The organism is Pseudomonas sp. AC112, from assembly GCF_979253545.1.
In genome coordinates, this window is the sequence record NZ_CEEDCM010000001.1 from 5,289,699 (window position 1) to 5,312,953 (window position 23,255).

General features: G+C 62.0%; 22 protein-coding genes. 5 read left to right on the top strand and 17 right to left on the bottom strand.

Going from position 1 to position 23,255, the window contains the following annotated elements:
- Positions 1-29: 29 nt before the first annotated feature.
- The 5 genes from AC0IYN_RS24585 to AC0IYN_RS24605 form a co-directional block, all read right to left on the bottom strand.
- Positions 30-422, bottom strand: coding sequence for an ester cyclase (locus tag AC0IYN_RS24585; RefSeq protein WP_406598796.1), 393 nt, complete (start codon positions 420-422; stop codon positions 30-32).
- Between the two features lie 15 nt (positions 423-437).
- Positions 438-1,157, bottom strand: coding sequence for an SDR family oxidoreductase (locus AC0IYN_RS24590; RefSeq protein WP_471843674.1), 720 nt, complete (start codon positions 1,155-1,157; stop codon positions 438-440).
- Between the two features lie 29 nt (positions 1,158-1,186).
- Positions 1,187-1,807 (bottom strand): LysE family translocator, encoded by a 621-nt coding sequence (locus tag AC0IYN_RS24595; RefSeq protein WP_471843676.1) that lies wholly within the window; start codon positions 1,805-1,807, stop codon positions 1,187-1,189.
- Between the two features lie 167 nt (positions 1,808-1,974).
- Positions 1,975-2,535 (bottom strand): ATP-binding protein, encoded by a 561-nt coding sequence (locus AC0IYN_RS24600; protein ID WP_457247524.1) that lies wholly within the window; start codon positions 2,533-2,535, stop codon positions 1,975-1,977.
- A gap of 69 nt (positions 2,536-2,604) precedes the next feature.
- Positions 2,605-2,958, bottom strand: a complete 354-nt coding sequence (locus tag AC0IYN_RS24605; protein ID WP_457238245.1) for a VOC family protein — start codon at positions 2,956-2,958, stop codon at positions 2,605-2,607.
- A gap of 129 nt (positions 2,959-3,087) precedes the next feature.
- Here AC0IYN_RS24605 and AC0IYN_RS24610 point away from each other — a divergent pair, with 129 nt between their 5' ends.
- Positions 3,088-3,855 carry a pyrroline-5-carboxylate reductase family protein gene (locus AC0IYN_RS24610; protein ID WP_457247525.1) on the top strand — a complete coding sequence of 256 codons (768 nt, stop codon included), beginning with the start codon at positions 3,088-3,090 and terminating at the stop codon, positions 3,853-3,855.
- Positions 3,856-3,926: 71 nt separating this feature from the next.
- The gene (locus AC0IYN_RS24615; protein ID WP_457247526.1) at positions 3,927-5,087 is read left to right on the top strand and encodes a saccharopine dehydrogenase family protein; all 1,161 of its coding nucleotides are present in this window, start codon (positions 3,927-3,929) and stop codon (positions 5,085-5,087) included.
- A 92-nt stretch (positions 5,088-5,179) separates the two neighbouring features.
- Here AC0IYN_RS24615 and AC0IYN_RS24620 read toward each other — a convergent pair whose 3' ends face one another.
- Both AC0IYN_RS24620 and AC0IYN_RS24625 read right to left on the bottom strand, forming a co-directional pair.
- Positions 5,180-5,632: a thiol-disulfide oxidoreductase DCC family protein gene (locus tag AC0IYN_RS24620; RefSeq protein ID WP_406598789.1), complete on the bottom strand. Its 453-nt coding sequence runs from the start codon at positions 5,630-5,632 to the stop codon at positions 5,180-5,182.
- Positions 5,633-5,946: 314 nt separating this feature from the next.
- Positions 5,947-7,287 carry an MFS transporter gene (locus AC0IYN_RS24625; protein ID WP_406598788.1) on the bottom strand — a complete coding sequence of 447 codons (1,341 nt, stop codon included), beginning with the start codon at positions 7,285-7,287 and terminating at the stop codon, positions 5,947-5,949.
- Between the two features lie 264 nt (positions 7,288-7,551).
- Here AC0IYN_RS24625 and AC0IYN_RS24630 point away from each other — a divergent pair, with 264 nt between their 5' ends.
- The gene (locus tag AC0IYN_RS24630; RefSeq protein WP_406598787.1) at positions 7,552-8,217 is read left to right on the top strand and encodes a TIGR02466 family protein; all 666 of its coding nucleotides are present in this window, start codon (positions 7,552-7,554) and stop codon (positions 8,215-8,217) included.
- 24 nt (positions 8,218-8,241) lie between these two features.
- Here the strand turns inward: AC0IYN_RS24630 and AC0IYN_RS24635 are convergent, their stop codons facing one another.
- From AC0IYN_RS24635 to AC0IYN_RS24645, 3 genes are all read right to left on the bottom strand, one after another.
- Complete coding sequence (locus AC0IYN_RS24635; protein ID WP_458375325.1) at positions 8,242-9,735, bottom strand: methyl-accepting chemotaxis protein; 1,494 nt, start codon at positions 9,733-9,735, stop codon at positions 8,242-8,244.
- A 168-nt stretch (positions 9,736-9,903) separates the two neighbouring features.
- Entirely contained in the window at positions 9,904-12,066 is a 2,163-nt protein-coding gene (locus tag AC0IYN_RS24640; RefSeq protein ID WP_471843681.1) for a TonB-dependent siderophore receptor, read from the bottom strand.
- Between the two features lie 184 nt (positions 12,067-12,250).
- Complete coding sequence (locus tag AC0IYN_RS24645) at positions 12,251-12,742, bottom strand: Lrp/AsnC family transcriptional regulator (protein ID WP_471843683.1); 492 nt, start codon at positions 12,740-12,742, stop codon at positions 12,251-12,253.
- Positions 12,743-12,862: 120 nt separating this feature from the next.
- On the opposite strand from AC0IYN_RS24645, the gene AC0IYN_RS24650 reads away from it, so the two are divergent.
- Positions 12,863-13,897, top strand: coding sequence for a histone deacetylase family protein (locus tag AC0IYN_RS24650; protein ID WP_471843685.1), 1,035 nt, complete (start codon positions 12,863-12,865; stop codon positions 13,895-13,897).
- A gap of 58 nt (positions 13,898-13,955) precedes the next feature.
- Positions 13,956-15,383 carry an amino acid permease gene (locus AC0IYN_RS24655; RefSeq protein WP_471843687.1) on the top strand — a complete coding sequence of 476 codons (1,428 nt, stop codon included), beginning with the start codon at positions 13,956-13,958 and terminating at the stop codon, positions 15,381-15,383.
- Here AC0IYN_RS24655 and AC0IYN_RS24660 read toward each other — a convergent pair.
- The 7 genes from AC0IYN_RS24660 to AC0IYN_RS24690 form a co-directional block, all read right to left on the bottom strand.
- Complete coding sequence (locus AC0IYN_RS24660; RefSeq protein WP_471843689.1) at positions 15,361-16,392, bottom strand: alpha/beta fold hydrolase; 1,032 nt, start codon at positions 16,390-16,392, stop codon at positions 15,361-15,363. The two genes, AC0IYN_RS24655 and AC0IYN_RS24660, sit on opposite strands and share 23 nt — an antisense overlap.
- A 132-nt stretch (positions 16,393-16,524) precedes the next feature.
- Positions 16,525-19,059 carry an autotransporter family protein gene (locus AC0IYN_RS24665; RefSeq protein WP_471843691.1) on the bottom strand — a complete coding sequence of 845 codons (2,535 nt, stop codon included), beginning with the start codon at positions 19,057-19,059 and terminating at the stop codon, positions 16,525-16,527.
- 247 nt (positions 19,060-19,306) lie between these two features.
- Positions 19,307-20,068 carry a PIG-L deacetylase family protein gene (locus AC0IYN_RS24670; RefSeq protein ID WP_406598780.1) on the bottom strand — a complete coding sequence of 254 codons (762 nt, stop codon included), beginning with the start codon at positions 20,066-20,068 and terminating at the stop codon, positions 19,307-19,309.
- 180 nt (positions 20,069-20,248) lie between these two features.
- Complete coding sequence (locus tag AC0IYN_RS24675; RefSeq protein WP_406598779.1) at positions 20,249-20,908, bottom strand: glycosyltransferase family 2 protein; 660 nt, start codon at positions 20,906-20,908, stop codon at positions 20,249-20,251.
- Complete coding sequence (locus AC0IYN_RS24680; protein ID WP_406598778.1) at positions 20,905-21,504, bottom strand: SAM-dependent methyltransferase; 600 nt, start codon at positions 21,502-21,504, stop codon at positions 20,905-20,907. The genes AC0IYN_RS24675 and AC0IYN_RS24680 overlap by 4 nt, the downstream gene beginning before the upstream one ends.
- Entirely contained in the window at positions 21,501-22,259 is a 759-nt protein-coding gene (locus AC0IYN_RS24685) for a PIG-L deacetylase family protein (RefSeq protein WP_457238254.1), read from the bottom strand. Before AC0IYN_RS24685 ends, AC0IYN_RS24680 begins: the two co-directional genes overlap by 4 nt.
- Positions 22,256-23,254, bottom strand: a complete 999-nt coding sequence (locus AC0IYN_RS24690) for an acyl-CoA dehydrogenase (protein ID WP_457247532.1) — start codon at positions 23,252-23,254, stop codon at positions 22,256-22,258. The genes AC0IYN_RS24685 and AC0IYN_RS24690 overlap by 4 nt, the downstream gene beginning before the upstream one ends.
- Position 23,255: the final 1 nt, after the last annotated feature.

A 23,255-nucleotide genomic window follows, 5' to 3' on the forward strand; every position in this document is an offset into this window, starting at 1 on the left:
GGCTCCACGTGTGAATGGGTACGTGGAGTCTAGACGGCCAGTTTTTGGGCGATGGCCGCTGTGTCGATCACCGACCAGACGTGGGCGAATTTGCCATCGACCACTTCATAAAACACATGCTCGTCGAACCTCACCTGGCGCCCATTGATCGGCAGTCCGAAGAATTCGCCCCGGGGCGTGACCTTGAAGTTCAAACGACTGGCCACGGTGGGTGGGTCGGCCACCAGCAACTGGATATGGAACACCAGGTCCGGTATCTCGCGAAAATCCCGCTCCAGCATCGCGCGGTAGCCGGCGAGGCCGACCACTTCGGCGTTATAGGTCACCTGCGCGTGCACGTAATGACCCAGGCGGTCCCAGTCCTGGTGGTTCAGGCAGTCGATATAGCCTTGGTAAAACCTGGCGAGGTCATCTCGGGTCATGCCTGTGCTCCTGGGTTAAAAGCGCTCATCCAGTATCGCCGGCAAGGTGATGTCCTTGACGAAACTGGCCGAGGACAGGCTCAACGTCATGCGGACCACCTGCACCACATCGTGCACGGGAATCGAGTGGCCCTCATCACGCTGCTCGGCCTGCTCGCGCGGAGTGCTCAAGGGGTCCTCGGTATTCAGATAGCCAAGGTTCAGGCACGTCACCGCCAGGCGCTGCTGGCGATAACCTTCCCTCAGCGCATCGGCGATCCCGCGCAAGGCGAACTTGGACGCCCCGAAGGCCACTTCCGGACGACCACTTTGCGGCAGGCCGGAGGTGGAACCGGTGAGGATGATCCTGGGGTTTTTGCTCTTGAGCAGCATCGGCAACAGGCGCTTGATCAGCAGCAGGGTAGAGGTGATGTTGCAGGTGACGATGGCTTCAATCTGCTCATCGCCATCGGCCAGGAAGTTGTAGGCCGGGTCGAAGGCAAATTCTTCCCAGATGCCCAGGTTGTAGACCAGCGTGTCCAGGCCGGTGTCGGCAATCGCCTCGGCGATGACCTGCGCCGCCTGGGCCGGTTTGGCGAGGTTGGCCTCGATCCACTGCACCTCGACGCCGGCCTTGTGCTGCAACTGTTCGGGGCGGGTGCGGGACACACCGATCAGCGTATCCCCCGACTCCCCGAGCCCTTCGATCAGGGCTTTGCCCAAACCCTTGCTTGCGCCTACCACCATGGTTTTCATTGTGTGTCTCCTTGACTGTTTGAAGTTGATCAGGCCCTGCGCGCCATCAACAACACCGACGCCGCCGCCGACAATAACCCCGCGCAGCAGCGATTGAAAATCCGCTTGCCGCGAGGCTCGGCAAACCAGCGACGCATATGCAGGCCCATGTAGGCGTAGGCGCTGATGGCGATCCATTCCAGCACCAGGAACATCGCGCCCAGCAGCGCGAACTGCGGCGTGATCGGCTGGCCGGGCACCACGAATTGCGGCAGGAAGGCGGTGAAGATCAGGATGGCTTTCGGGTTGCCCGCCGCCACCAAAAACTCCTGCCGCGCCAACGCCCACAACCCCACCTTCTTCGCCGCCACAGCCGCCTCAGCCTCGGGATTGGCCCGCCACAACTGAAACGCCAGGTAGAACAGATACGCCGCCCCCAGGATCTTGATCCCGTAGAACAACAACTCCGACGTCTGCAGCACCACCGCCAACCCGGCCGAGGCGAGGGCGATCATGCCGGCGAACGCCAGCAGGCGGCCGAAACCGGCCAGGCAGGAAGTGCGGTAGCCGTAGCGCGTGGCGTTGCTCACGGACAGCAGGTTGTTCGGGCCCGGCGCCATGTTGAGGGCGAAGCAGGCAGGGAGGAAGAGGGCGAGGGTGGCGAGGTCCATGGCAGCTCCGGGTGTGCGTGGAGGTGTGAGGATAAGGCGGAGTGGGGCGGTTGGACAATGTGCGCGTTGGTGCTGCGATGACACCAACGCGCGGGCGGTGTAGAACAGCCGGCCCTCGCGATTTTCGTCAATCAACGCTTTAGGGTCAGCGAGCAGTCAAATTGGCATCATTTTTTGAGGAAGTTCAGAGGGCAGGTGTGCGACAGCGCTTGAAGGACATCGGCAACCCTCTGTTCAGCCGTGACCATCCCATCAATCCGCAGGACCGGCGCCGTCTGCCGTGACAACCACGCCTCATGCCACGCTCGGTTGCGCCCTGAAAAATTCGGATCGTCATACTGCGAAGCCCATTCCCTGAATGCCACGTGTATCTCATGCATATCGCCACCGGGCTCGATCCGGTCGCCAAATCGCTGGGTTTCACGTGCTGCGAGCCGTTCAAGGCGAACGGGGGTAGGGGTCGCAACGAATACGATCAGTTCGGCGTCCGCGATCAGCGCATCTCCCCACACCATGCAAGACCCGCTCAGCACCCACCCGGCATCGCCAAGTGCTTGCTGCATCAGTGACACGCGCTCGTTGGGAGGCCGCTTGGTGGTGAAAGGCGGGTTGGTGGGCATCCAGTAGTAATCGTCGACATCCACCTGGCGCACGCCGAGTTGCATGGCGAGGTGTCGACCCAAAGTGGTCACGCCCGCGCAGGAAGCGCCGGTGATGTAGATCCGCATGTTTCTCCTCCATGACTATAAGGCGGTTTGACGTTCACCTTACCGGTGCGGGCAGCACTTAAGTGTGGCCTATTCAGCCGTCCAGACCGCCAATTCATATCCATCCAGGTCCCTGAAGTGGAACCGACTTCCACCCGGAAACGAAAACGTCTCGCGGGTGATGACGGCCCCCAGGGCCTTGAGCCGTTGCTGCGTGTCATCGAGATGATCCGCATACACAATCACCAATGGCCCACCCGGTCGGACGGGTTCCCCGGTGGTAAAACCTCCGGTCAGGCGGCCGTCGCTGAATTCGGTATAGGTGGGGCCGTAGTCGACGAATGTCCAGCCGAATGCGCCACCGTAGAAGGCTTTGCTGCGGGCAATATCACCCACGTTGAATTCGATGTTGTCGATTTGTCGGTCTGTGCCGCGAGTGCTCATGCCTGGCTCCTTGGCTGATGTTCAGGGCCGCGAGTGTAACGTAGGCAAACGCCATCGTGAACGCGTGAGTCCGAGTGGGCTATCTAGGCTTATGATGCAGTCGGACACAGAATCAAAGGAGCAACTACAGTGCTGAACATCGGAATCCTGGGCGTCGGTGAGCTGACGGAAAAAGTTGTGATTGGCCTGCGTCGCAGCGGGTTTGCCGGGCGGGTGCTGCTGTCTGCGCGCAACCACGACCGTGCACAACAGTTGCGTGCGGAGTGGGCGTGTGACGTGATGGCCGACAATCAGCAGGTCGTCGATGAAGCGGACGTATTGTTCCTCGGCGTGCGCCCGGATGTGGTGGAGCAGTTGTCCAGGGAAGTCCGCCTCAAGCCCCGGCAGACGCTGGTGTCGTTGGTGGCCGGTGTGAAGCTGGACGCGTTGCAGCACCACTTCCCGCAGGCGCGCGCGGTGCGGGCGATGCTGTCCTATGCCGCCCAGATCAACCAGTCCACTGTGGTGGTCACGCCGGGTGGCGAGCCCCATGAAGCGCTGCTGGGTGTACTGGGCTCGTTGATCGTGCTGGAGCAGGAGGACGCATTCGAGTTGGCGACCGTAGCGGCCTGCATGAACGGCTGGTTCTATTTCTTTCTCAACGATCTTCAGCGCTGGTTTGTCGACAAGGGCCTGCCCCATGAACAGGCGGCGCAGCTGGTGCTGGGGAATATGCAGGACTGCCTGGCCAGTGCTCGGCACCAACCGCTGGCCAGTCTTGAAGCGCTGGGGAATGCCATTGCCACGCCTGGGACGTATACGGCGGCCGGGCTGGACGTGCTCAGGGAGAACGGCGCGACGCAGGCATGGGCACAGGCCTTTGATGAGGTGCTCGGTCGGCTGCATAAAGGGGCGTAGGGCGCGCTGAAGAAATCGAGTATCGTTGGCGGTCTCAGCGGCGTACGACCGATTTTTCAGGGACGGATGGAATGACATTCAGAGTGATGGTGATCGGTGGCTACGGCAACTTTGGCAGCATCGTTTGCCGGCATTTGGCGCAGGCGCCGGGCATTGCGTTGGTGCTCTCGGGCCGCAATCCGCATAAGTTGCAAGGTAAACTCGATGAGTTGAACGCACAGTCCGGCACAGTGTGCGAAGGCTGGTGCGGCGATGCCATGGGCGCCGGATTCGCGTCCGTTTTGCAGTCGATGAACATCCAATTGGTCATCCATACCGGTGGCCCGTTTCAAGGGCAATCCTACGCCGTCGCCCAACGCTGTATCGATGCAGGCGTGAACTACTGCGACTTGTCCGACTGCCGCACCTTCGTCAATGGCGTCGGCGTGCTGGATGTGCAAGCCAAGCAGGTGGGTGTGGCCATCCTCAGTGGCTGCAGTTCAGTGCCGACGCTTTCGTCTGCCATCATCGATCAATACCGGGCTCGCTTTTCGCGCATCGACGCCATCGAGCATGGTATTTCTTCGTCGGCCAAGATGCCGGGGCTGTCGACGATCGAAGGTGTGCTTGCCTATGCAGGCAAACCGATCAAGCAGCTCAGGAATGGCCAGGTGCATGAAGTGCTGGGCTGGCAGGACCTGACACTGCGCAAGCTGCCCCAGCTCGGCACGCGGGTGCTGGCCAATGTGGACGTGCCGGACATGGATATCTTCGCCAACCGTTATGGTGCCCACACCTTGCGCTTCAAGGCGGGAGCCGGGCTCAAACTGGGAGGTATCGCCAACTGCTTTCTGGCCCAGGCGATACGGCTGGGGATCGTGCGTGACCCTGCCCCCTGGGCTGCTCGGCTGCACCGGCTGGGCACCTGGTTCGAACGGTTTGGCGACGGCAAAAGCGCGATGTACATCGACGTAGAGGGCTTGGGACCCGACGGCCAACCTTTGTCATTGGCGGTGCAACTCACGGCCTTGAATGACAAAGGCCCGGAAATTCCCAGCTGCGCCGCCGTGGCCCTGGCCATCAAAATGGCCCAGGGCTACGTGCCCGAACCCGGTGCTCGGCCGTGCGTAGGTGAAATTACCGTCGACGAATACATGGCCGCCATCAATGACCCGGCGAACCTGAGCCTGGCCGTGCGGTTCTCTGACGGGCCTGCCAAGCCACTGCACACAGCGCCAGCCCGGCCACATTGAGCGACGCGGGGTTAAATGCCTCGCTGAGCATCGCACCTGCAGCCCCGGCAGCGCCACGCCGCGGGCAATTCAGTTGATGCGCACCAAGACATTCATTGCGGTGCCTTCAAAAAACGCTGCTCATGGTCGGGATGCGGCAACAGGCAAGTGTCGTACTGGCCGAACATCCGATAGCGATTGCGCGCGACGCGGTCGTAAGCCCAATCCCGCAGCGCGCGCGGGATAGCGCGTAACAGCAGCAATGCACGCCATGCGCCGGGCAACTGCGCGATGATTTCGAACACCGCGTCTGAACGCAACCAGTAGCGATGATCGCGAATGACCAAGAGGGTGTCGAACTGATCCAGGGGCAAACCCGCCCAGGCCAACAACGCCTGGCCCTCGGCGGATTGCACCGCCGCCAGCCGCACGCGGCGTTGGTGGTCATGCCGAATCAGGAACCTTGCCCAACCGTTGCACAGCTTGCACACGCCGTCGAACAACACCACGGTCTCACCGGGGCTGAGCAATGGCGCGGGGGTAGGGCGGGTTTGGGAGGCGGGCATGGGCGAGGGGCCAGGCGGTGTGTGGCTGATGATCATACCTGTCTTCGGTGGTGGGGGCGCTGTGGGCTCCTGCGCGGTAACGAAGGGGGTGGATTGCCAGTGTTTTTGTTGCTTGATACGCCGCCATCGCTGGCAAGCCAGCTCCTACAGGGGGGGCGGTGGTGTGGGTGGGGGGTGGGGTGTGCTTGCTGGCGCAATTCAAGTCGTGACGATTTTCAACTGTGGGAGCTGTCAAGCCCTGGCGAGGCTGCGAAGGCGGTGGCACTGGCGGCGTTTTTTTGCCTGGCCCACCGCGTTCGCAACAGCTCTACAGGTCAATGCCGCGAAAGCAACGGTTCGGCGTCTTTTGGCTCCGTGCCTACGTCATGCAGGGAAATCCTTGACGTCTCCGGCAGCGCCAATCCGCCAGCCAACGCCAGCAGCGCCACCGCGATCAGGTAAAACGCCGGTGACAGGTTGCTTCCTGTGGTGCTGATCAACCAGGTCGCCACCAGCGGGGCGGTGCCGCCGAAGAGGGTGTACGCCATGTTGTAGGTAATCGCCGAGGCGGTGTAGCGCGTGCGCGTCGGGAAAGTCTCCGAGAGCAACGCCGCCGTGACCACGCCGCACAACACCGCGCCTACCGCCAGTAGCATCACGCCGACAATGGATGCCGCAAACGATCCGGAACTGGCCATCAGGAACGACGGGTACACCACCACAATCAACAGCACGCACGCGGTCATCACCGTGACACGACGCCCCACGCGGTCCGAATACCACCCCGCCAGCGGGCAAATCGCCGCTGCGAAAATCAGCGCGATCAGCGACACCAGCAACGCCATCGCTCGATTCAACCCTCCCGCCACCTGCAGGTACGTCGCGAAGTAGGTGGTGAACATATAAAACGACAGCGCCGTGAGTGACACAAAAGCGCCCAGGCAGCAGATCGCTGCACCATGGTTGCGCAAGGTTTCCTTGAGTGGCGAGTGGGCGACTGTGTGTTCCTGCTTCACGGCCTGGAATGCGGGCGTCTCGTCCAGCTTCCAGCGCAGATAAAGCCCTACCAGGCCCAACGGCGCGGCGATCAGGAACGGCAGGCGCCAGCCCCAACTGCCCATGGCTTCGGCAGATAACGACGCCTCAAGGGCGTACGCCACTACGGCGGCGGCAGCGAAGGCGGAAAACGTCGACACCGGTACAAAGCTGCCGTACCAGGCGCGTTTGTCACTCGGCGCATGCTCCATCAGGTAGGCACAGGCCCCGGCGTATTCACCGCCGGCGGAGAAGCCCTGGGCACAACGGATCAGCGACAGCAGAATCGGCGCCGCCACCCCAATGGCGGCGTAGGTGGGCAACAGGCCAATCAAGGTTGTAGCGCCGGCCATCAGCAGGATCGTCATGGCCAGCGTGCGTTTGCGGCCGATGCGATCGCCAAGCATGCCGAAGAAAATACCGCCCAGGGGCCGGAAGGCGAAGGCCACGGCAAACACCGCGAAGGTCTTCAGCAACGCCGCGCTGGCATCGCCGCTGGGGAAGAATTGCTGGGCGATGGTGGTGGCGAGGAAACCGTAGACGGCGAAGTCAAACCATTCGACGAAGTTGCCGATGCCGGCGGCGATGATGACCTTGCGCAGGGTTTGGGGGCTGACCTGTTCGGTGGAGGGGCTCGTCATGGGGGAAGGCCTCGGGATAGCTGGGGGGATGACCGATTATCGGGGCAGGCGGCTGGGCGGCAGCGCCCAAAAGAGTCGTCCGCGTAGTCAGTAGCGACTTGGTTGTAATGACAGACGCAGGAATTGGGCCAGGTCGGGCAAGCGGAAAACGTGCGCAGCCGGCGGGCTGTGCAGTTCTCCCTAACACTTTAACAATGGTTTACATCGCTAACGCTTTGAGTTCGATAAGGTTTGTTGAAATTGACAGAACGTGATGAGCCCTCCATGCAGTCGAGCAATATTCGGTTGGACCCTGAGTTGATAACCATCAGGCGGCTATTCGCAACCCCGCTGGCGAGTGTCCAGTATCCCGACGCGCAACGACTCAACGCTGAACTCAGGGCGATCGTCGCAGCACGGAGGGCGACCGATAGGCTCGGTGCGCAGCGCAGCAATGACGGCGGTTGGCAGTCGGCCGATGATTTTTCGCAGTGGGGCGGGGAAGCCTGCCTGGCGTTAGTGCAGTTTGCGACTGAGTTCGCGACCCAGCTGACGGCGGTTCACCACGCGGACCTTGGGTTCGTCGAGCCCGGTTTCGAGTGGAAACTCAATGCGTGGGTCAATGTGAATGAAGCGGGACATAGCAACGCGCTGCATGGGCATCCCGGCGCCTTTTGGTCGGGTGTTTACTGGGTCGACACTGGCGGCAGGGAGGACGATGCAGCCGTCGGCGGTGACCTGGAATTCATCGACCCGCGCGGGATGATTGCATCGACCTACAACCCGTCGCTGCGAATGCGCGTTGAAGATTGCCTGACGGCCGGGTTCAGCAGCACATGCGTGGCTACCAGCGGGACACTCGTCATGTTTCCGTCCTGGCTGATGCACGCGGTACGGCGTTACGACGGCACAAGGCCACGGATCTCCATCGCGTTCAACTTTGGCGTGTGATTGCACGGGCGACGCCCACCCAGCCTAGGGATGAAACCTCCTCCCCAACGCATCCAGGCGCACCGCAATCGGCGGCAATTGCTCGCTGCTGCGTGCCAGGGTTTCCACGTTGTCGGCGGTGCTTTGCGCAATGCTCTGCACCGACTGCAGGCGCCCGACAATCTCCAGGTTCGCCGAGGTCTGCTCGCGGGTGGTGGTCACGATCCGGCCATTGAGGTCGTCGATGTGGGCGATGTCGTTGCCCACTGCGCGCAGCATGTCGACGGCCACCTGGCTGTCTTCCACGCAGCGCTCGACGCCTTGGCGGCTGTCGTGCATGGCTTGCACCGCCTGGCGACTGCCGTGTTGCAGGCCTTCGATGATGGTTTTGATTTCTTGGGTGGACACTGCCGTGCGTTGCGCCAGGTTGCGTACTTCGTCGGCGACCACGGCGAAGCCACGGCCTTGCTCACCGGCGCGGGCGGCTTCGATGGCGGCATTGAGGGCCAGCAAGTTGGTCTGGTTGGCGATACTGCTGATCACTTCGAGCACGGTGCCGATCTGTTCGGTTTGCACGGCCAGGCCTTGCACCGTCTCGTGGGTGCCGTTGAGGCGTGACGCCAGCTGGGTGATTTCCTGCTGGGCGCGGCCGACGCTTTCCTGGCCGCGCAGGATCTGTTGGCTGGCCTTGCCAGCGTGATCCACCGCTTGCTCGACGTGCACGGCGATGTGCCCCATGGCGTGTTCCATGCGTTGCATCGAACCGGTCATCTGGGTGATTTCCGCCAGTTGGTGGCGCGCGCCTTTTTCCAGGGTGCCGCTGGCGCTGGCCAGTGCCTGGCCGAGTTGGCCGAGGCCGTGGGAGTCACGGGCGACGCCGTCGATCAGGTGGGTGATCTGCTGCAGGAAGTGGTCGAAACGCTTGGCCAGGGAGACATGCACCTTGCCTTCGCCTTGGGCGGTTTGTGCCGTGAACTGTGAGGTGACGGCGAGCATCTTCTCAAGCATTTCCTGGCTCTCGACCGCCTCGGCCTGGCTGTGCACAGCCAGGTAGAGCAGGGCGACGGTCTCCATCACCACGTAGAAGGCATGCACGAACACCATGGTCCAGCCGCCGTGGTGCTCCATGACAAACACCGGGAAACCTTGATGTTGCAGGGCATGGAACACCACGTGGTGCACGGCGATGGTGGCGGCGGCGACCAGGATCGGTAGCCAGTCACGGTAAAAGGTCAGCACTGCCAGCAACGCGAAGATGCCGAAGTGCGATTCGATCACGCCCTGGGCCTGGTTGATATGCAATGCCGCCATGACCATCAAGCCCGCGCCGAGCGCGCAGCGCATTACACGGGTGCCACCGATGGCGCGGTAAAGCGCGGTCAGCACCACGCTGGTGCCACCGCCGACTATCACGGCCTGTATCAAGGTGTCGTGCCAGAACGCCAGGCCCAGGGAAAACAGGAACATCAGCCAGACCAACGCCAGCATGATGCGGTCGGCTTTGCGGTAGTGCTCGAAAAAACGCGCGCGAGTGGGCATTCACACTTACTCCATGTGGTCTGGCCGAGACAAAGCGAGGGCAGGGTGGAGCGAATCAGGGATTTTTTGGTTTTTATGGGATTCAGTGATGCCAAACGTGTATCGGCAACAAGAGGCGGGACTTTAGGAGCGGCTACCCAAGCGGGTAGCCGTTTATCGGGAGGAGAATCAGAAGCTGTACTTGGCCGTCAGCATCATATTGCGTGGGCTGCCGTAGGAATCACCGCCATAGCTCACAGAGTTGGAGATGGACTGGTAGTAGCGGCGGTCGAAGATGTTATTGGCATTGAGCTGTAGGTCCAGGTGCTGGTTGACCTGGTAACCGGCCATCAGGTCGGTGACGGCGTAGGCGCCTTGCTGGAGACGGTAGGTGCTGCCATCTGCGACTTTGAAGTCGTTGTACATGCGGCTCTGCCAGGAGACGTTGCCACCCACGCGGAGTTTTTCCAGCGAACCCTGGAAGTGATAGTTGGTGGTCAGTTTGAACAGGTGTTCCGGCGTGTCAGTGTCGAACTGCTTGTTGACGTTCTGCGGGTTGGCTTCGTCCTTGATGGTGTGTGTGCGTGCGTAAGTGTAGCCACCGCCGACCTGCCAGTTCTCGGTCAAGGCGCCTTGCAGTTCGAAGTCGATACCCTGGCTGCGAATCTCGCCGGAGGCTACAGAGCAGGAGGCCTGCGGGCAGTTAGCCACTGTCACGCCCACGGCACGGTTTTCCTGGTCGACGCGGAACAGCGCCACGCTCGCGTTCAGCGCGCCACCCAGGTATTCACCCTTGATACCCACTTCATAGTTCTTGCCGACGATTGGCTTGAGCGGAGTGCCGGAGGTGTCCTTTTCACTCTGGGGGGTGAAGATATCGCTGTAGCTGACGTAGACCGAGTGATGGTCGTCCAGGTCGTAGATCAGGCCGGCGTAGCGGGTGAGGTTGCGAGTCACCTTGTAGTCGCCGTCATTGCTGCCGTGGGCGTCGTAGTCATACCAGTCCAGGCGCCCGCCGAGGATCAGCTTCAAAGGGTCAGCCAGATTCAGGCGCGTGGTGACGTAGAACCCGTCCTGAGTCGTGACGTCACGGTCATTGGTGGTGTGGACGAAGTCTGGTTTGCCCGCCGTGAGCGGCCAGTTCAGGTTGTAGGGGCTGTAGTTGTGGGTGGTCATGTCGTAGATGCGTCGGCTGGCGCCAACGACCAGTTCATGGGTACGTCCGAACGCCTGGAAGGGGCCGCTGGCAAACGCGTCAATACCGGCCTGGTTTTCATCGTAAGCCGCCTGGTAGACCGTGCGTGCCAGTGTGTTGTTGACCCAGCGTGACTGGTAGGAGCCGGAGAACAATGCGTTTTGCTCGGCGTAGTTGGCGTTGACCTGCAGTTTCCAGTCATAAGCCAATTGCTGACGCAGTTCGGCGAATACCGTGTTGATCTCCTGATCCTTGTTTTCCCAATCGGTGCCGGGGTTGTAGGAGCGCGGCAGGTTCAGGTGATGGCCATCCTGGCCGACCATCGACGAGCCCCAGAAGTAATTGGTCTTGTCTTTCTGGTTGGAGAAACCGAGGGTCAGGTTGGTGTCTTCGCTCAAGTCTGCTTCGGTGACGGCGTAGAACAGCCCGTGATAATCCTGGGCGTTGTCGATGAAGCTGTTGGCATCACGGTAAGAGGTGACGACCCGACCGCGCCACGTGCCGCTGTCGTTGAGGGGGCTGGAGGCGTCGAGTTCGCCACGGTAGTCGTCCCAGCTGCCGGCGGCGCCGGTGAGGGTGACTTTCTGCTCGTCCAGTGGCCGTTTGCGCACCAGGTTGATGGCCGCCGAAGGGTTGCCCGCGCCGGTTACCAAACCGGTGGCACCCCGCACGATCTCAACGCGATCGAACATCGCCAGGTTTGGCTGGGCGCCCACTGTAACGCCGTTGTAGCCGCTGGGAATGCCGTCGTACATCAGGTTGTCGATGTCGAAACCGCGCGATGTATAGGACTGTCGACCAGGACCGCTGGAGAAATTCAGGAACAACCCAGGTGTGGCCTTGACCACATCATTGATGCTGGTCATCGCCTGGTCATCCATACGCTGGCGCGTAATGACCGTGACGGCTTGCGGGGTTTCACGCAGGGTCAATGGCAGCTTGGTCGCCGTTTTCATCGCGCCGGTGGTATAGGACTGCGTGCCTTCGGTGGTTTCGCCCAATTGCTCGTCGCCGGAGATTTGCGTGGCCCCCAGTTCAAGCGTGGTGGCGGGTGCCTGGGCATCAGCGGCAGACACCGCCGCTGAGCTTGCAAGACAGACGGCCAAGGCCATCAAATTGAGTGAAAAACCTTTGCCGCCGTGTTGTTGCACTGACATGGAACTGACTCTCCCCGAACGCCGTCCCTAGCGAATAATAAAGATGTTGATAATTATTCGTATTAGTGTGCCAGAACAAATCTGTGGGAAAAAGCCTTTGGAGATCATTAGTTAACGAATTTTTCACATCTGGATGGCGGCATTTGGCCACAGCCCCTCCAAACACTGGCCGCCGCCGCACCGATCATTCGCGCTTGGCAATCGCCACCCGGCTCGTCGCCTTCACCTCACGCAACGCCAGGCTCGACTGTATCGACGCAATCCCCAACTGCCGCCGCAACACGCTCTCGACGAACTCGCTGTAGCTGTCCAGATCTTCCGCCAGCACCTGCAGCAAATAATCGGCATCCCCGGTGATCTTGTGGCACGACAACACCTGCGGCAGTTCTTTTACCACCGCCTCGAAGGCGTCGGGCGCGTGGTCGGTGTGGATCGCAAAACGCACATGCACGAATGCCATGATGTCCAGTCCGAGCAGCTTGCGGTCCAGGTTGGCCTGGTAGTCCTTGATCACACCTTCTTCTTCCAGGCGTTTGCGTCGGCGCCAACAGGGCGTGAGGCTCAGAGACAGGCGTTCACTGAGCTGCGCATTGGAAATACTGGCGTCTGCCTGCAGCAGGGCGAGGATGGCGAGATCGGTGTCATCAAGAACGACCTGTTTGGATTTATTTTTCATAATCGTCGGCTGCGTAGGAAAGAATTCCCGATAAACCTAACAGCGCCGTAAATAAAAGCAAAGAAAGCCCGCCGCCGCCCGAACAAAATAGAGCCTGTCTTTTACTGGCGGATGCCCCCCATGTTGACCGTTTTCAGCGAAGCCCACCGTTTGCACCATGGCACCGAACTCAAGGACGGTGTGCTCAAGCCCTCGTTCGAACAACCGAGCCGCGCCGACACCGTGCGTGACCGCGTCAGGCAGGTAGGCCTGGGCGATATCATCACGCCGCGCCGTTTTGACCGAGCCTGCTACGTCGCCGCCCACAGTGAGCGCTACGTGGCATTCCTCGAAACGGCCTGGGCCGAGTGGACCGCCATCGGCCGCAGTCATGACGCATTGCCCCTGGTGTGGCCGGTACGCGACCTGGCCAACCAACAGGTGCCCGAATTCATCGATGGCAAGCTTGGTTTCTTTGCGATGGACGCCGGCTCACCGATCACCCGCACCACCTGGGAGGCCGTCAAAACCAGCGCCGACATCGCGTTGACCGGCCTGGCGCTGCTCGATGAAGGCCACGACAGCGCCTTTGCCCTGTGCCGCCCACCAGGCCATCACGCCGCCCGCGAGTACATGGGCGGTTATTGCTACCTCAACAACGCCGCGATTGCCGCGCAGCGCGCCATCACCCAGGGCGCCAAGCGCGTGGCGGTGCTGGATGTGGACTTTCACCATGGCAACGGCACGCAGACTATTTTCTACGACCGTCCGGACGTGATGTTCATTTCCCTGCACGGCGACCCGTCGGTGTCCTACCCGTATTTTTCCGGCGCCAGCGGTGAACGCGGTGCAGGCGCAGGAGAGGGCTTCAACCTGAATTACCCATTGCCGAAAAACACCACCTGGGCCCGCTACCAAACCGCCCTGACCGACGCCTGCCAGCAACTGCGCCAATTCGCCCCCGAGGTGCTGGTGATCTCCCTGGGCGTCGACACCTTCAAGGACGACCCCATCAGCCACTTCCTTCTCGACAGCCAGGACTTCCTCGGCATGGGCGCCATCATCGCCAGCGTCGGCGTGCCCACGTTGTTCGTGATGGAAGGCGGCTACATGGTCGATGAGATCGGCATCAATGCCGTCAACGTGCTGCACGGGTTCGAAAGCAACCGCCAATAACAACGATCGCTCAACTTTTTTTCTGCCAAAACTCAAAAACATAACAAGAGGTTTTGTGATGAAAACAACCACGTCCGGGTTTTATGAAAAGCCTGCGTTGCAACGCACCCTGAGCAACCGCCACATCCAGTTGATGGCCATGGGCGGGGCGATCGGCACCGGCCTGTTCATGGGCTCCGGCAAGATCATCGCGCTGTCTGGCACCTCGATCATCCTGATCTACATGATCATCGGGCTCTGCGTGTATTTCGTCATGCGCGCCATGGGCGAGCTGCTGCTGTCGAACCTCAACTTCAAGAGCTTCGCCGACTTTGCCGGTGCTTATCTGGGGCCACGCGCCGCGTTCTTTCTCGGCTGGTCGTACTGGTTGAGCTGGAGCGTGGCCGTGGTGGGAGACGCGGTGGTGGTTGGCGGTTTTTTCCAGTACTGGTTCCCCGATGTGCCGGCTTGGATGCCGGCGGTGGGCATGTTGTTGACGCTGTTCGCGTTGAATGTGCTGACGGTCAGGCTGTTCGGCGAAGTGGAGTTCTGGTTCGCGATCATCAAGATCATCGCCGTGGTGACCTTGATTGGCGTGAGTGGGGTGCTGATCGCCAGTTCGTTTGTCTCGCCCACCGGAGTCACCGCGTCGTTGACCCACTTGCTGGATAAACAGGCGGCGTTTCCCAATGGCGTGTTCGGCTTTTTCGCCGGGTTCCAGATGGCGATCTTTTCCTTTGCCGGCACCGAGCTGATCGGCACGGCCGCCGCTGAAACCCGCGCGCCGGAGAAGACGCTGCCCAAGGCGATCAACTCGATCCCGCTGCGCATCATCCTGTTCTATGTGCTCGCCCTGGCGTGCATCATCGCGGTGACGTCATGGCAGCAGGTGTCGCCGAGCAAGAGCCCGTTTGTCGAGTTGTTCCTGGTGGCGGGGTTTCCGGCTGCGGCGGGTATCGTGAATTTCGTGGTGCTGACGTCGGCAGCGTCGTCTGCCAACAGCGGGGTATTTTCTGCCAGTCGTATGTTGTTCGGGTTGGCCGACCTGGGTGATGCGCCGGGTATCTTCCGGCGACTGTCGAACAACAGCGTGCCGTTTATCAGCCTGGCTTTTACCTCCTTGCTGATGCTGCTGGGGCTGGTGTTGCTGTTTGTGGTGCCGGAGGTGATGACCGCCTTCACCATCGTGTCGACGGTGTCGGCGATCCTGGTGATTTTTACCTGGTCGACCATCCTCGCGTCCTACATCGCCTACCGCAAGAAACGCCCGGACCTGCACGCCAAATCCGTCTACAAGATGCCCGGCGGCGTGCCGATGGCCTGGTTCTCCCTGGCGTTTCTCGCGTTTGTGCTGGGCCTGCTGGCGTTGCGGCCGGATACACGTCTGGCGCTGTGCGTGATGCCGGCCTGGTTTATCTGGCTGGCGATTGCCTATCAATTTTCACGCTATCAGGGCGCCCATTGGGCGAAGGCGACGCACTCGGTCACAGGTGATCCGCATCAATGACCGCCTTGGCAAACGCCTCCGGTGCTTCCTGTGGCAGGTTGTGGCCAACGCCACCGGTGATCAGGCGGAACGCATATTGGCCGGTAAAGCGCTTGGCGTAGTCCTCAGGCTGCGGGTGCGGGGCGCCGTTGGCGTCGCCTTCCAGGGTAATGGTCGGCACGCTGATGGATGGCGCCAGGGCGAGTTTCTGTTCCAGTGGGTCGTACTTCGTCTCGCCTTGTACCAGGCCCAGGCGCCAGCGGTAGTTGTACAGGGTGATCGCCACGTGGTCCGGGTTCTCCAGGCCTTTGGCGCTGCGGTCGAACGTGGCGTCATCGAACTTCCACTGCGGCGACGCCAGTTGCCAGATCAGCTTGGCGAAGTCGTGGGTGTTTTTCTGATAGCCCGCTGCGCCGCGCTCGGTGGCGAAGTAAAACTGGTACCACCACTGCAGTTCGGCTTTAGGCGGCAGTGGGTTCTTGCCCGCCGCCTGGTTGCCGATCAGGTAGCCGCTGACCGACACCAGCGCCTTGACCCGTTCCGGCCACAGCGCCGAGACGATGTCCGCCGAGCGAGCGCCCCAGTCGTAGCCGCCGAGCACGGCTTGCTTGATCTTCAGCGCGTCCATGAAGTCGATCACGTCACTGGCCAGCGCTGCCGGCTGGCCGTTGCGCAGGGTCTTGTCCGAAAGAAATCGCGTGTCGCCATAACCCCGGGCATAGGGGATCAGCACGCGATAACCCTTGGCCGCCAGCAATGGCGCGACCTGGGCGTAGCTGTCGATGTCGTAGGGCCAGCCGTGCAGCAGGATCACCACCGAGCCGGTAGCCGGGCCCACTTCGGCGTAGGCCACATCAAGCAGCCCGGCGTTGACGTGCTTGAGGGCACCGAACGCGGTTTGCGTGCTGGCGACGACGGCCTTGGTCGGTGCCTCGGGCATTTCGGCGTGGGCCATGCCCAGGATGCCGAATTGCGCCAGGGCAACGGCCAGGAAAAGGGGGTGAGTGCGGCGAATCAACTGAGAGTGCATGGCGAGCCTCCTGCGGCGGGATGTGTGCTGGATGCTCAGTTGAACCCCTGGCTGTATCTGGCCTGTTTCAGGAAACTCGCGCAATTAAAGACGGTGTATCGCAGTGGGCTCTGTACACACTGCGATACAAACCTAGAAGGCCATCCTTACCCCCAATGTGCCTGCGCGGCCGTTGAAGGTGTTGCTGTCCAGATTGCGGTCGTAACCGAGTTCGCCGTACAGGCTCACGTCTTTGGCAACCTGTAAGGTGGCCCCCAGGCTGACCTCCATCGTGGTGGATTTCTGCTCGGTGTCGATACGGGTGGCATCGTTGTAGATCACACGGTTGTCCCCCGCGCTGGCGTGCCAGACGTTGGCGCGCACATAGGGCTGCAAGGGCCGGCCACCGACGTGGTAGTCACCACGCAGCCTTACACCCAGGCGGGAAGTGACACTGGTGTCGGCGTCATACTTGACGTCGGAAATACCGTCGTTCTGGCTGTCGAGCCGGGTCTTGCCCCCGATCACTTGAACCTGGGGCTCGACGATCCATCTCTGAGTGACCTGCAGCGGCCAGCCGACTTCCGCGGAGGCAGTGACATTACGCCCGCGGGTTTTCATCTTCACGCCACGGTCCGATTCGTTGTTGCCATTGAAGCGAGTGCCCATCAACACCAGGTCCACATACGCTTGATTGGCCCCGATGAAAGTCCAGTAAAAACCCAGGCTGTCACCACGCAGGGTGGTCTTGCCGGCGTCCAGGTCCTGCCAGCCACCGTTGAAGCCTTTGACGTTGCCTTTCAGGGTGCTATGGCCGACGAAGAAGCCTGCGTGTTGGGTCTGGCCACTACCGTTGGTGCTGACATAAACATCACTACCGACCTGGAAACCCATGACGCTGCTGTCCAGCGTCGGGCTCACCGTTCCGGCGAAACCCTGACGACTGCTACCGCCGTAGACCCGGCCCCAAGCCGCGCGTCCATCGCCAGCCTGTTGCTGGCTCTGGTCACCCATGCGCTCGTGATAAGTGCCCAGCGTGTTCCGCACGATCTGGTCAGCCGCCGGAAAAATAGCCGCGTAAATCGGCACTTCCTGACGGTAGATAGGAATTGGCGTGTTGCCTGGGTTATCGGGCAAGGGCGCCTCGCCGGGACTGGGCAAGGGCACGATAATCACCGGGCCAGGAGGCTGCACCGGCACCGTCGAGCGCAGGTAGTAGTTCTCTGTCGTGTTCGCCGATACACCGCCCTTGAACAGGCGGTAGTCGAACGCACCGGCGGACGCCGGGCCTGCCAGGTTGAAGGAACCGGCGCTGCCACTGGCGCCATTGAGTGCCTGCACCACTTGAATACCGTCCTGCAACGTCGCTGCGCCGGCGCCCCCCAGGTTGGTCACGCTGATTGCCGTAGTGCCGCCGAATGTCCCTTGGTCGATCACCAGTTTGTCGCTGGGTGAACCATCGCCTCCCAGCACGCTTTGCAGCGCAAGCCGCCCGCCGTTGCCAGTGTAATTGCCCCGGATGGTCAACGTGTCGCTGGTGCTGGAACTGCCCGTGGTCATATCGATCGTGCCGCTGTTGTTGACGGTCACCAACTGGCCAGGGGTAAAGGCTTCGACCAGGCCCGTGCTGGCCAATAGTGTGCTCGTACCGTCCAGGCTCAGTGTGCCGGTACCGGTTGCACTGTCACCCAGCTTGAGTGTGCCGCCCAGGGTCAGCTCGGAGCCGTTGTCCATCTGCACGGTTTCCCAGTTGGTCAACAGGCTCGGGTCCCCGGCCTTGGTATTGTCCAGGGTCAGGGTATCGACGCCCAGGCCGCCATCAATCAGCTGCGCCGCCGCCAATTGTGAGCCGACCAGGTTCTGCAGCGAGGCGTTATCGTCACCTGCACCCATCAGCACGAACGAATGCAGGTTCCCGCCTGACCAGTTGAATTTGTCATTACCGAAACTGAGCAGTATCTGCCCGTTCACCTCGCCGCCCGACACGGTCACCTGATCGTCGCCGCCGCTGACGCTGATATTGCCGCCCACATACGAGGTGCCCGAGATCAGGATGGTGTCGTTGCCAAAGCCGGTCACCAGGTTGCCGATGATTTGGCCGCCGGACATATTAAAAATGTTGTTATCGAGCTTCATGTCGACGCGGCCAATGCTGCCGCCCGTCATCCTGGCGCGGTCACCGTCCTCGAATGCGCCGATGATCCGACCGGCATTCATGAAAAAGTCGTCCAGGCCATCGCCTTGTTCAAGCGAGGCGATTTCTCCTCCGCTCATGGCAAAGTTGTCGATACCCGCCCCTTGGCGGATGGCACCGGCCTGACCGCCGCTGATCTGCACCACATCAGCGCCCGCTCCCTGAGTGACGGAGCCGGTAATGCTCCCCACGTTGAGCCGGAATATATTCGCGCCGTCACCCTGGTCGATGTTCCCATCGATCCCCGCACTCGGCCCGTTCACATCCACCAGATCGTTCCCGGTTCCGAAGGTCACGTTCCCGGTGACCCGGCCTGTCGCGGTGATATTGAGGGTGTTATTGCCTGCCGTGTCGGTAAAACCCGACGTTGTGGCACTGTCGCAAGTGGAAGTGTCATCGCCGGCGGTGCTGTTGATGGCGCAGGCCCCGTAAGAGGCCAGCGGCAACACCGCCACGACGACCGGGTACAACCAGGAGAGTGTGCGTACGCGCATGATCCATCCTCATTCGAGGGATAGGTGTCCCGGCACCTGCACAGGCAGGCGCGGGTCAGACCATGACAACGTGTCGCGCGATACGGATCAGGGACAGCAGGTTACCCTTTTCTGAAAACACCGGCCAATGCAAAGGGTTGGCATGGCTTTCTCGACTGCACATGAACCCGTGCAGCGCTTTTTCCACCATAGCCACACATTCGGCAGGCCGCTACTGTCAGAAATAACAGGTATAGACGAGTGGGTGCTACGCCAGCACGATCTCGTAAGGCTCGCGCATCCGCTCCAGCAGCACCTGGGCCAGCATGGGTGCCAGGCCGATCTCAGGGTCACCGGCCAGTTGGCTGGCATAGGCATGGGCGGCGTGGAGTTTGCGCGCCACCGTCCAGGTGTCCAGGCGCACCTTGCGCGCCCGTTGCCAGGGGATGATCGCACCTTCGCGGGCCGGCCAGTGCCAGGCCCAGATCGGCAATTCATACAACTGCGCGCCCACCAGGTGGCAGGCGTTGGCGCTGGCCCGGCCGACCGCGTCGTGGTCGTCATTGCCGTCGTTGCGCCAGGTGCTGAACACCACGTCGCCAGGCTGTAGGTAGCGCGCGATAAATTGACTCAGCTGCGGCTCGCGGGCGGTGAGGGCGTTGTCGCAGAAACCGCCACGGATCCACTTCAAACTGTGCAACGGCATACCCAGGCGGCGCAGGGCCTCGACACTTTCCTGGGGCCGCACCACGCTCAAGCGGGCCGCCGGCCACACGTTAGACCCTGGGTGGCTGGCACTGCCATCGGTAATGGAGATCAGTTGCAAGGGGTGCTCCAGCGTACTGAGCAATTGCAGCAAGCCGCCGCAGGCCAGTACTTCGTCGCCGGGATGAGGGGCAATAATCACCACGCGGGCGCCAGGCGGCACCAGTGATGAAGGAGCGATGGGCGGGATCTGCGCCAGTTGCGGGGCGCTGTTCCAGATTTGCGCCGGGCCGCGACGGCCGTCGCTTAAGGAAGCAAGCTTCATGGGGGTGTCACATCCTTGTCGATTGATGCTGGGTCGTGCCCCGTTGACGGGACGACTCTCTTGTATCCACCACAGGCTCCGCCGCGGTGGCTGCATGGCACTCCAACCTTGGAACACCAGCAAGGCGTCATCAGCATAGACAAGGATTGGCTGGTTTTACATTCTGTAATGCCGTTTTTTTCACGTCGCGAGCATCAGGCTCTTCAGGTAATCGCCGAAGCCGCCTTGTGCGCGGGCGTCCAGGCGCGCACTGGTGATCACCTGCGGGGCGTGGCTCCAGGCAATTGAAGCGCCGCACAGTTCCAGGTTGCGCACCAATTGCACGTCCTCATGGCAGGCCAGGGGTTCAAAGCCGCCAGCGCGCACGTAGGCGCCGGCGCTCACCCCAAGGTTAGCCCCGTGGATATGCCGATGACCGTCACGCGCCTCGTAGCCTTGTTGGTAACGAATCTGGGCGGCGGGGTCGAACCCTTCGCTCCACGCATCCACGGTGACGGTGCCGCACACCGCGTCCACCCCCAGCGCCAACTGCGCCACCAGCCAATCCGGGGCTACCCGGCTGTCGGCGTCGGTGCAGGAGATCCAGCGCGCCCCCTGATTGAGCAGGTGCCGCGCGCCTACACCGCGCACGTGTCCCACGTTGCGTGCCTGGGCTTCCAGGCACTGCACGGGGTAGGCCTGGGCGATGGCGGCACTGGCGTCACTGCAACTGTCGAGTATCACCAGGATGTTGACGTCTTCCCCCAATAACCCGGGGTGGCTGGCCGCGATCAGTGCCGCTTCCAGGCAGTCGCCCAGCAACGCCTCTTCGTTGTGTACCGGGATCAGAATGCCGATCATCGCAGGCCCTCGAGGGTGGCAACCGAGGTGCCGTCGCGGCTCCACAGGTCAAGAAGGAAGTCATGTTCGTGATGGCTGGCGACGCGTGGCAGGTCCAGGCGCTCATGGAGCAGGGTGTGCACCTGCTCGGCTGTTTGCGGGCAACCTTCGATCGGCGGTCGCCAGTGGCAGGCCAGGACCTGGCCATTGGCGGTCAGCGAGGCGCGGGCTCTATCGACCAGCTCGCACAGGTCATCGGCGTCAAGGTAGTAGCACAACTCGCTCAATACGATCAGCTCGAATTGGCCGGTCGGCCACTGCTCGGGCAAGCGGCTTTGTTGCACGTCGGCATAGGGGAAGCCCAGCAGACGACTGCGCGCCAGGGCCACGGCGGCCGAAGCGGTGTCGCAGCACAGCAGGCGATCGCAGCGCGGCGCCAGCTCGAAGCTCAGCTCGCCGTTGGCGCAACCGGGTTCAAATACCGAGGCGTAGCGAGGGCGCGTGAGCATTGCCAGGGTCATCGCGCGTTTGCGCCGTTCATACCAGCGTTGGCGAAAGGCCCAGGGGTCATCGTTCTCGGCGAACAGCTGGTCGAAGTAAGGCGTGGCCACACTCATACGAATACCACTTCAAAGGGTTGCAACAGACGCTCCACCACATAGGGCGCGAGCACCGGGGGCAAGCCGATCTGCGGGTCGCCCTCCAACTGACTGGCGAAAGCATGGATGGCGTGGCGCTTGCGGGCCACGGCTTCGCAGCTCAGCGGGAGCTTGCGCGCGCGGTGCCAGGGCACCAGGCTGTTTTCGGGCGTTGCCCAGTGCCAGGTCCACACCGGCAGCTCATACAGGGTCGCACCCACCGCCTGTGAGGCCTTGGCGCTGGCGCGGCCGACGGCCTCATGGTCGCAATGCCCGTCTTCACGCCAAGTGGTGAACACCACATCGTTGGGCTTGAGGTGGCGCTGGATAAACGCGGTGAGTTCCTCCTCTCGCGCGGCCACTTGACTGTCGGCAAATCCCGCGCGCAACCATTTCAAGCTATGCAGGGGCACGCCGAGACGATGCAAGGCCTGGGCTGACTCCTGGGGACGCACCACGCTCAAACGCTCCACCGGCCAACGCCGGGAACCGGGGTGACTGGCACTGCCGTCGGTCACGGATATCAACTGGATCGGCCTGCCCAGTGCGGCCAGGCCTTGCATCAGGCCCCCACAGCCCAGCACCTCGTCATCCGGGTGCGGCGCGATGATCACCGCACGATGGCCTTCGGGCACTAACTGCTCGACGCTGATAAAGGCCAGTTCGGCCATTTTGGGCGAAGCCTGCCAGTGATGCAGAGGCGTGCCCTGGCCCACGATCGGGTTGGGTTTCATAGTTGCCACCTCCCTGTGGGTTCGCCGGCGACGAGCTCGCCGAGGCCGGCAAGGTCGCGCTCGGCATGACTCTGGCGCATATACACCGGCAGGTCGGCCATCAATTGGGCGAAGTGCGGGTCCTTGCAATAAGGCCCGGCACCGACCGCACGGCCGACGTGGCGTATTACCTGTTCGACGGTGTCTTCGATGCAGGCACGTGTCTGTTGAGCCAACTCTCTGGCATTGGCCCTGGGTTCGAGGTCAACCTGTTCTGCGCTGGCGCGCAGTACGCATGCGGCACTGTTCAAGACGCTGTCGACCGCACCCAAGTGGGCGAGGGCATGGGGTTCGGGGCGCTTGCTGCATTGCTCGCGCAAGACTTCCGCCAGGCGTTGCGCCGCGCCATACCAGCACGCAGCGATACCAATGCCGCCTTGCCAGAAACCGGGGCGGGCGAGGTAATCCCCGGGACCGCCTACCGCCAGGCCCCAGGCCTCGTCAAATACCACTTCAACGCTGCCGGTGGCGGCCATGCCCACGGCGTTCCAGCCCTCGTCGGTGACGGTGATGCCAGGTTGATCCATGTGCACCGCCACCAGTTGCTGGCGATCCTCTTCGTCCCAGGCGGTCAGCAACCCATGGCTGACCACCGCTGCGCCGGAACACCAGGCCTTGCGTCCCTGCACCTTCAAGCGGTGGCCCTCCCGGTACACGCGCACCTTGGCGGTGGGAGGCTCGGCAGCCCACATGCCCCACGTACTGCCCAAGGGCGGCAGGGGGCTGTTGAGCTCAGCGATGATTGCCAGGGCGTCGGTGTGGCCTTCGAACAGCTTGCACAGGCGCAGGTCATGCCCTGCCACCTGCGCCAAGCCGCTGAACCGCGCCAATGTCTGGCCGCTGCCCGGCAAGGGCAGTTGGTCCAGGCCTTCCTCCTGAAGTGCCCTCAGGGCCGCGCCCAGGGCTTGCGTGTCCGCATAGCCCCGGAAGCCCTGAAGGAATCCATGCAAAGCCATC

What these genes read in the sequence shown, in the direction of transcription:
- AC0IYN_RS24645 (WP_471843683.1), bottom strand. Translation starts at nt 12,742, where the DNA reads ATGAAAAATAAATCCAAACAGGTCGTTCTTGATGACACCGATCTCGCC.
- AC0IYN_RS24660 (WP_471843689.1), bottom strand. Translation starts at nt 16,392, where the DNA reads ATGCACTCTCAGTTGATTCGCCGCACTCACCCCCTTTTCCTGGCCGTT.
- AC0IYN_RS24675 (WP_406598779.1), bottom strand. Translation starts at nt 20,908, where the DNA reads ATGATCGGCATTCTGATCCCGGTACACAACGAAGAGGCGTTGCTGGGC.
- AC0IYN_RS24595 (WP_471843676.1), bottom strand. Translation starts at nt 1,807, where the DNA reads ATGGACCTCGCCACCCTCGCCCTCTTCCTCCCTGCCTGCTTCGCCCTC.
- AC0IYN_RS24620 (WP_406598789.1), bottom strand. Translation starts at nt 5,632, where the DNA reads ATGCCCGCCTCCCAAACCCGCCCTACCCCCGCGCCATTGCTCAGCCCC.
- AC0IYN_RS24630 (WP_406598787.1), top strand. Translation starts at nt 7,552, where the DNA reads ATGCAGTCGAGCAATATTCGGTTGGACCCTGAGTTGATAACCATCAGG.
- AC0IYN_RS24605 (WP_457238245.1), bottom strand. Translation starts at nt 2,958, where the DNA reads ATGAGCACTCGCGGCACAGACCGACAAATCGACAACATCGAATTCAAC.
- AC0IYN_RS24690 (WP_457247532.1), bottom strand. Translation starts at nt 23,254, where the DNA reads ATGGCTTTGCATGGATTCCTTCAGGGCTTCCGGGGCTATGCGGACACG.
- AC0IYN_RS24650 (WP_471843685.1), top strand. Translation starts at nt 12,863, where the DNA reads ATGTTGACCGTTTTCAGCGAAGCCCACCGTTTGCACCATGGCACCGAA.
- AC0IYN_RS24585 (WP_406598796.1), bottom strand. Translation starts at nt 422, where the DNA reads ATGACCCGAGATGACCTCGCCAGGTTTTACCAAGGCTATATCGACTGC.
- AC0IYN_RS24590 (WP_471843674.1), bottom strand. Translation starts at nt 1,157, where the DNA reads ATGAAAACCATGGTGGTAGGCGCAAGCAAGGGTTTGGGCAAAGCCCTG.
- AC0IYN_RS24685 (WP_457238254.1), bottom strand. Translation starts at nt 22,259, where the DNA reads ATGAAACCCAACCCGATCGTGGGCCAGGGCACGCCTCTGCATCACTGG.
- AC0IYN_RS24640 (WP_471843681.1), bottom strand. Translation starts at nt 12,066, where the DNA reads ATGTCAGTGCAACAACACGGCGGCAAAGGTTTTTCACTCAATTTGATG.
- AC0IYN_RS24635 (WP_458375325.1), bottom strand. Translation starts at nt 9,735, where the DNA reads ATGCCCACTCGCGCGCGTTTTTTCGAGCACTACCGCAAAGCCGACCGC.
- AC0IYN_RS24680 (WP_406598778.1), bottom strand. Translation starts at nt 21,504, where the DNA reads ATGAGTGTGGCCACGCCTTACTTCGACCAGCTGTTCGCCGAGAACGAT.
- AC0IYN_RS24655 (WP_471843687.1), top strand. Translation starts at nt 13,956, where the DNA reads ATGAAAACAACCACGTCCGGGTTTTATGAAAAGCCTGCGTTGCAACGC.
- AC0IYN_RS24625 (WP_406598788.1), bottom strand. Translation starts at nt 7,287, where the DNA reads ATGACGAGCCCCTCCACCGAACAGGTCAGCCCCCAAACCCTGCGCAAG.
- AC0IYN_RS24670 (WP_406598780.1), bottom strand. Translation starts at nt 20,068, where the DNA reads ATGAAGCTTGCTTCCTTAAGCGACGGCCGTCGCGGCCCGGCGCAAATC.
- AC0IYN_RS24615 (WP_457247526.1), top strand. Translation starts at nt 3,927, where the DNA reads ATGACATTCAGAGTGATGGTGATCGGTGGCTACGGCAACTTTGGCAGC.
- AC0IYN_RS24600 (WP_457247524.1), bottom strand. Translation starts at nt 2,535, where the DNA reads ATGCGGATCTACATCACCGGCGCTTCCTGCGCGGGCGTGACCACTTTG.
- AC0IYN_RS24665 (WP_471843691.1), bottom strand. Translation starts at nt 19,059, where the DNA reads ATGCGCGTACGCACACTCTCCTGGTTGTACCCGGTCGTCGTGGCGGTG.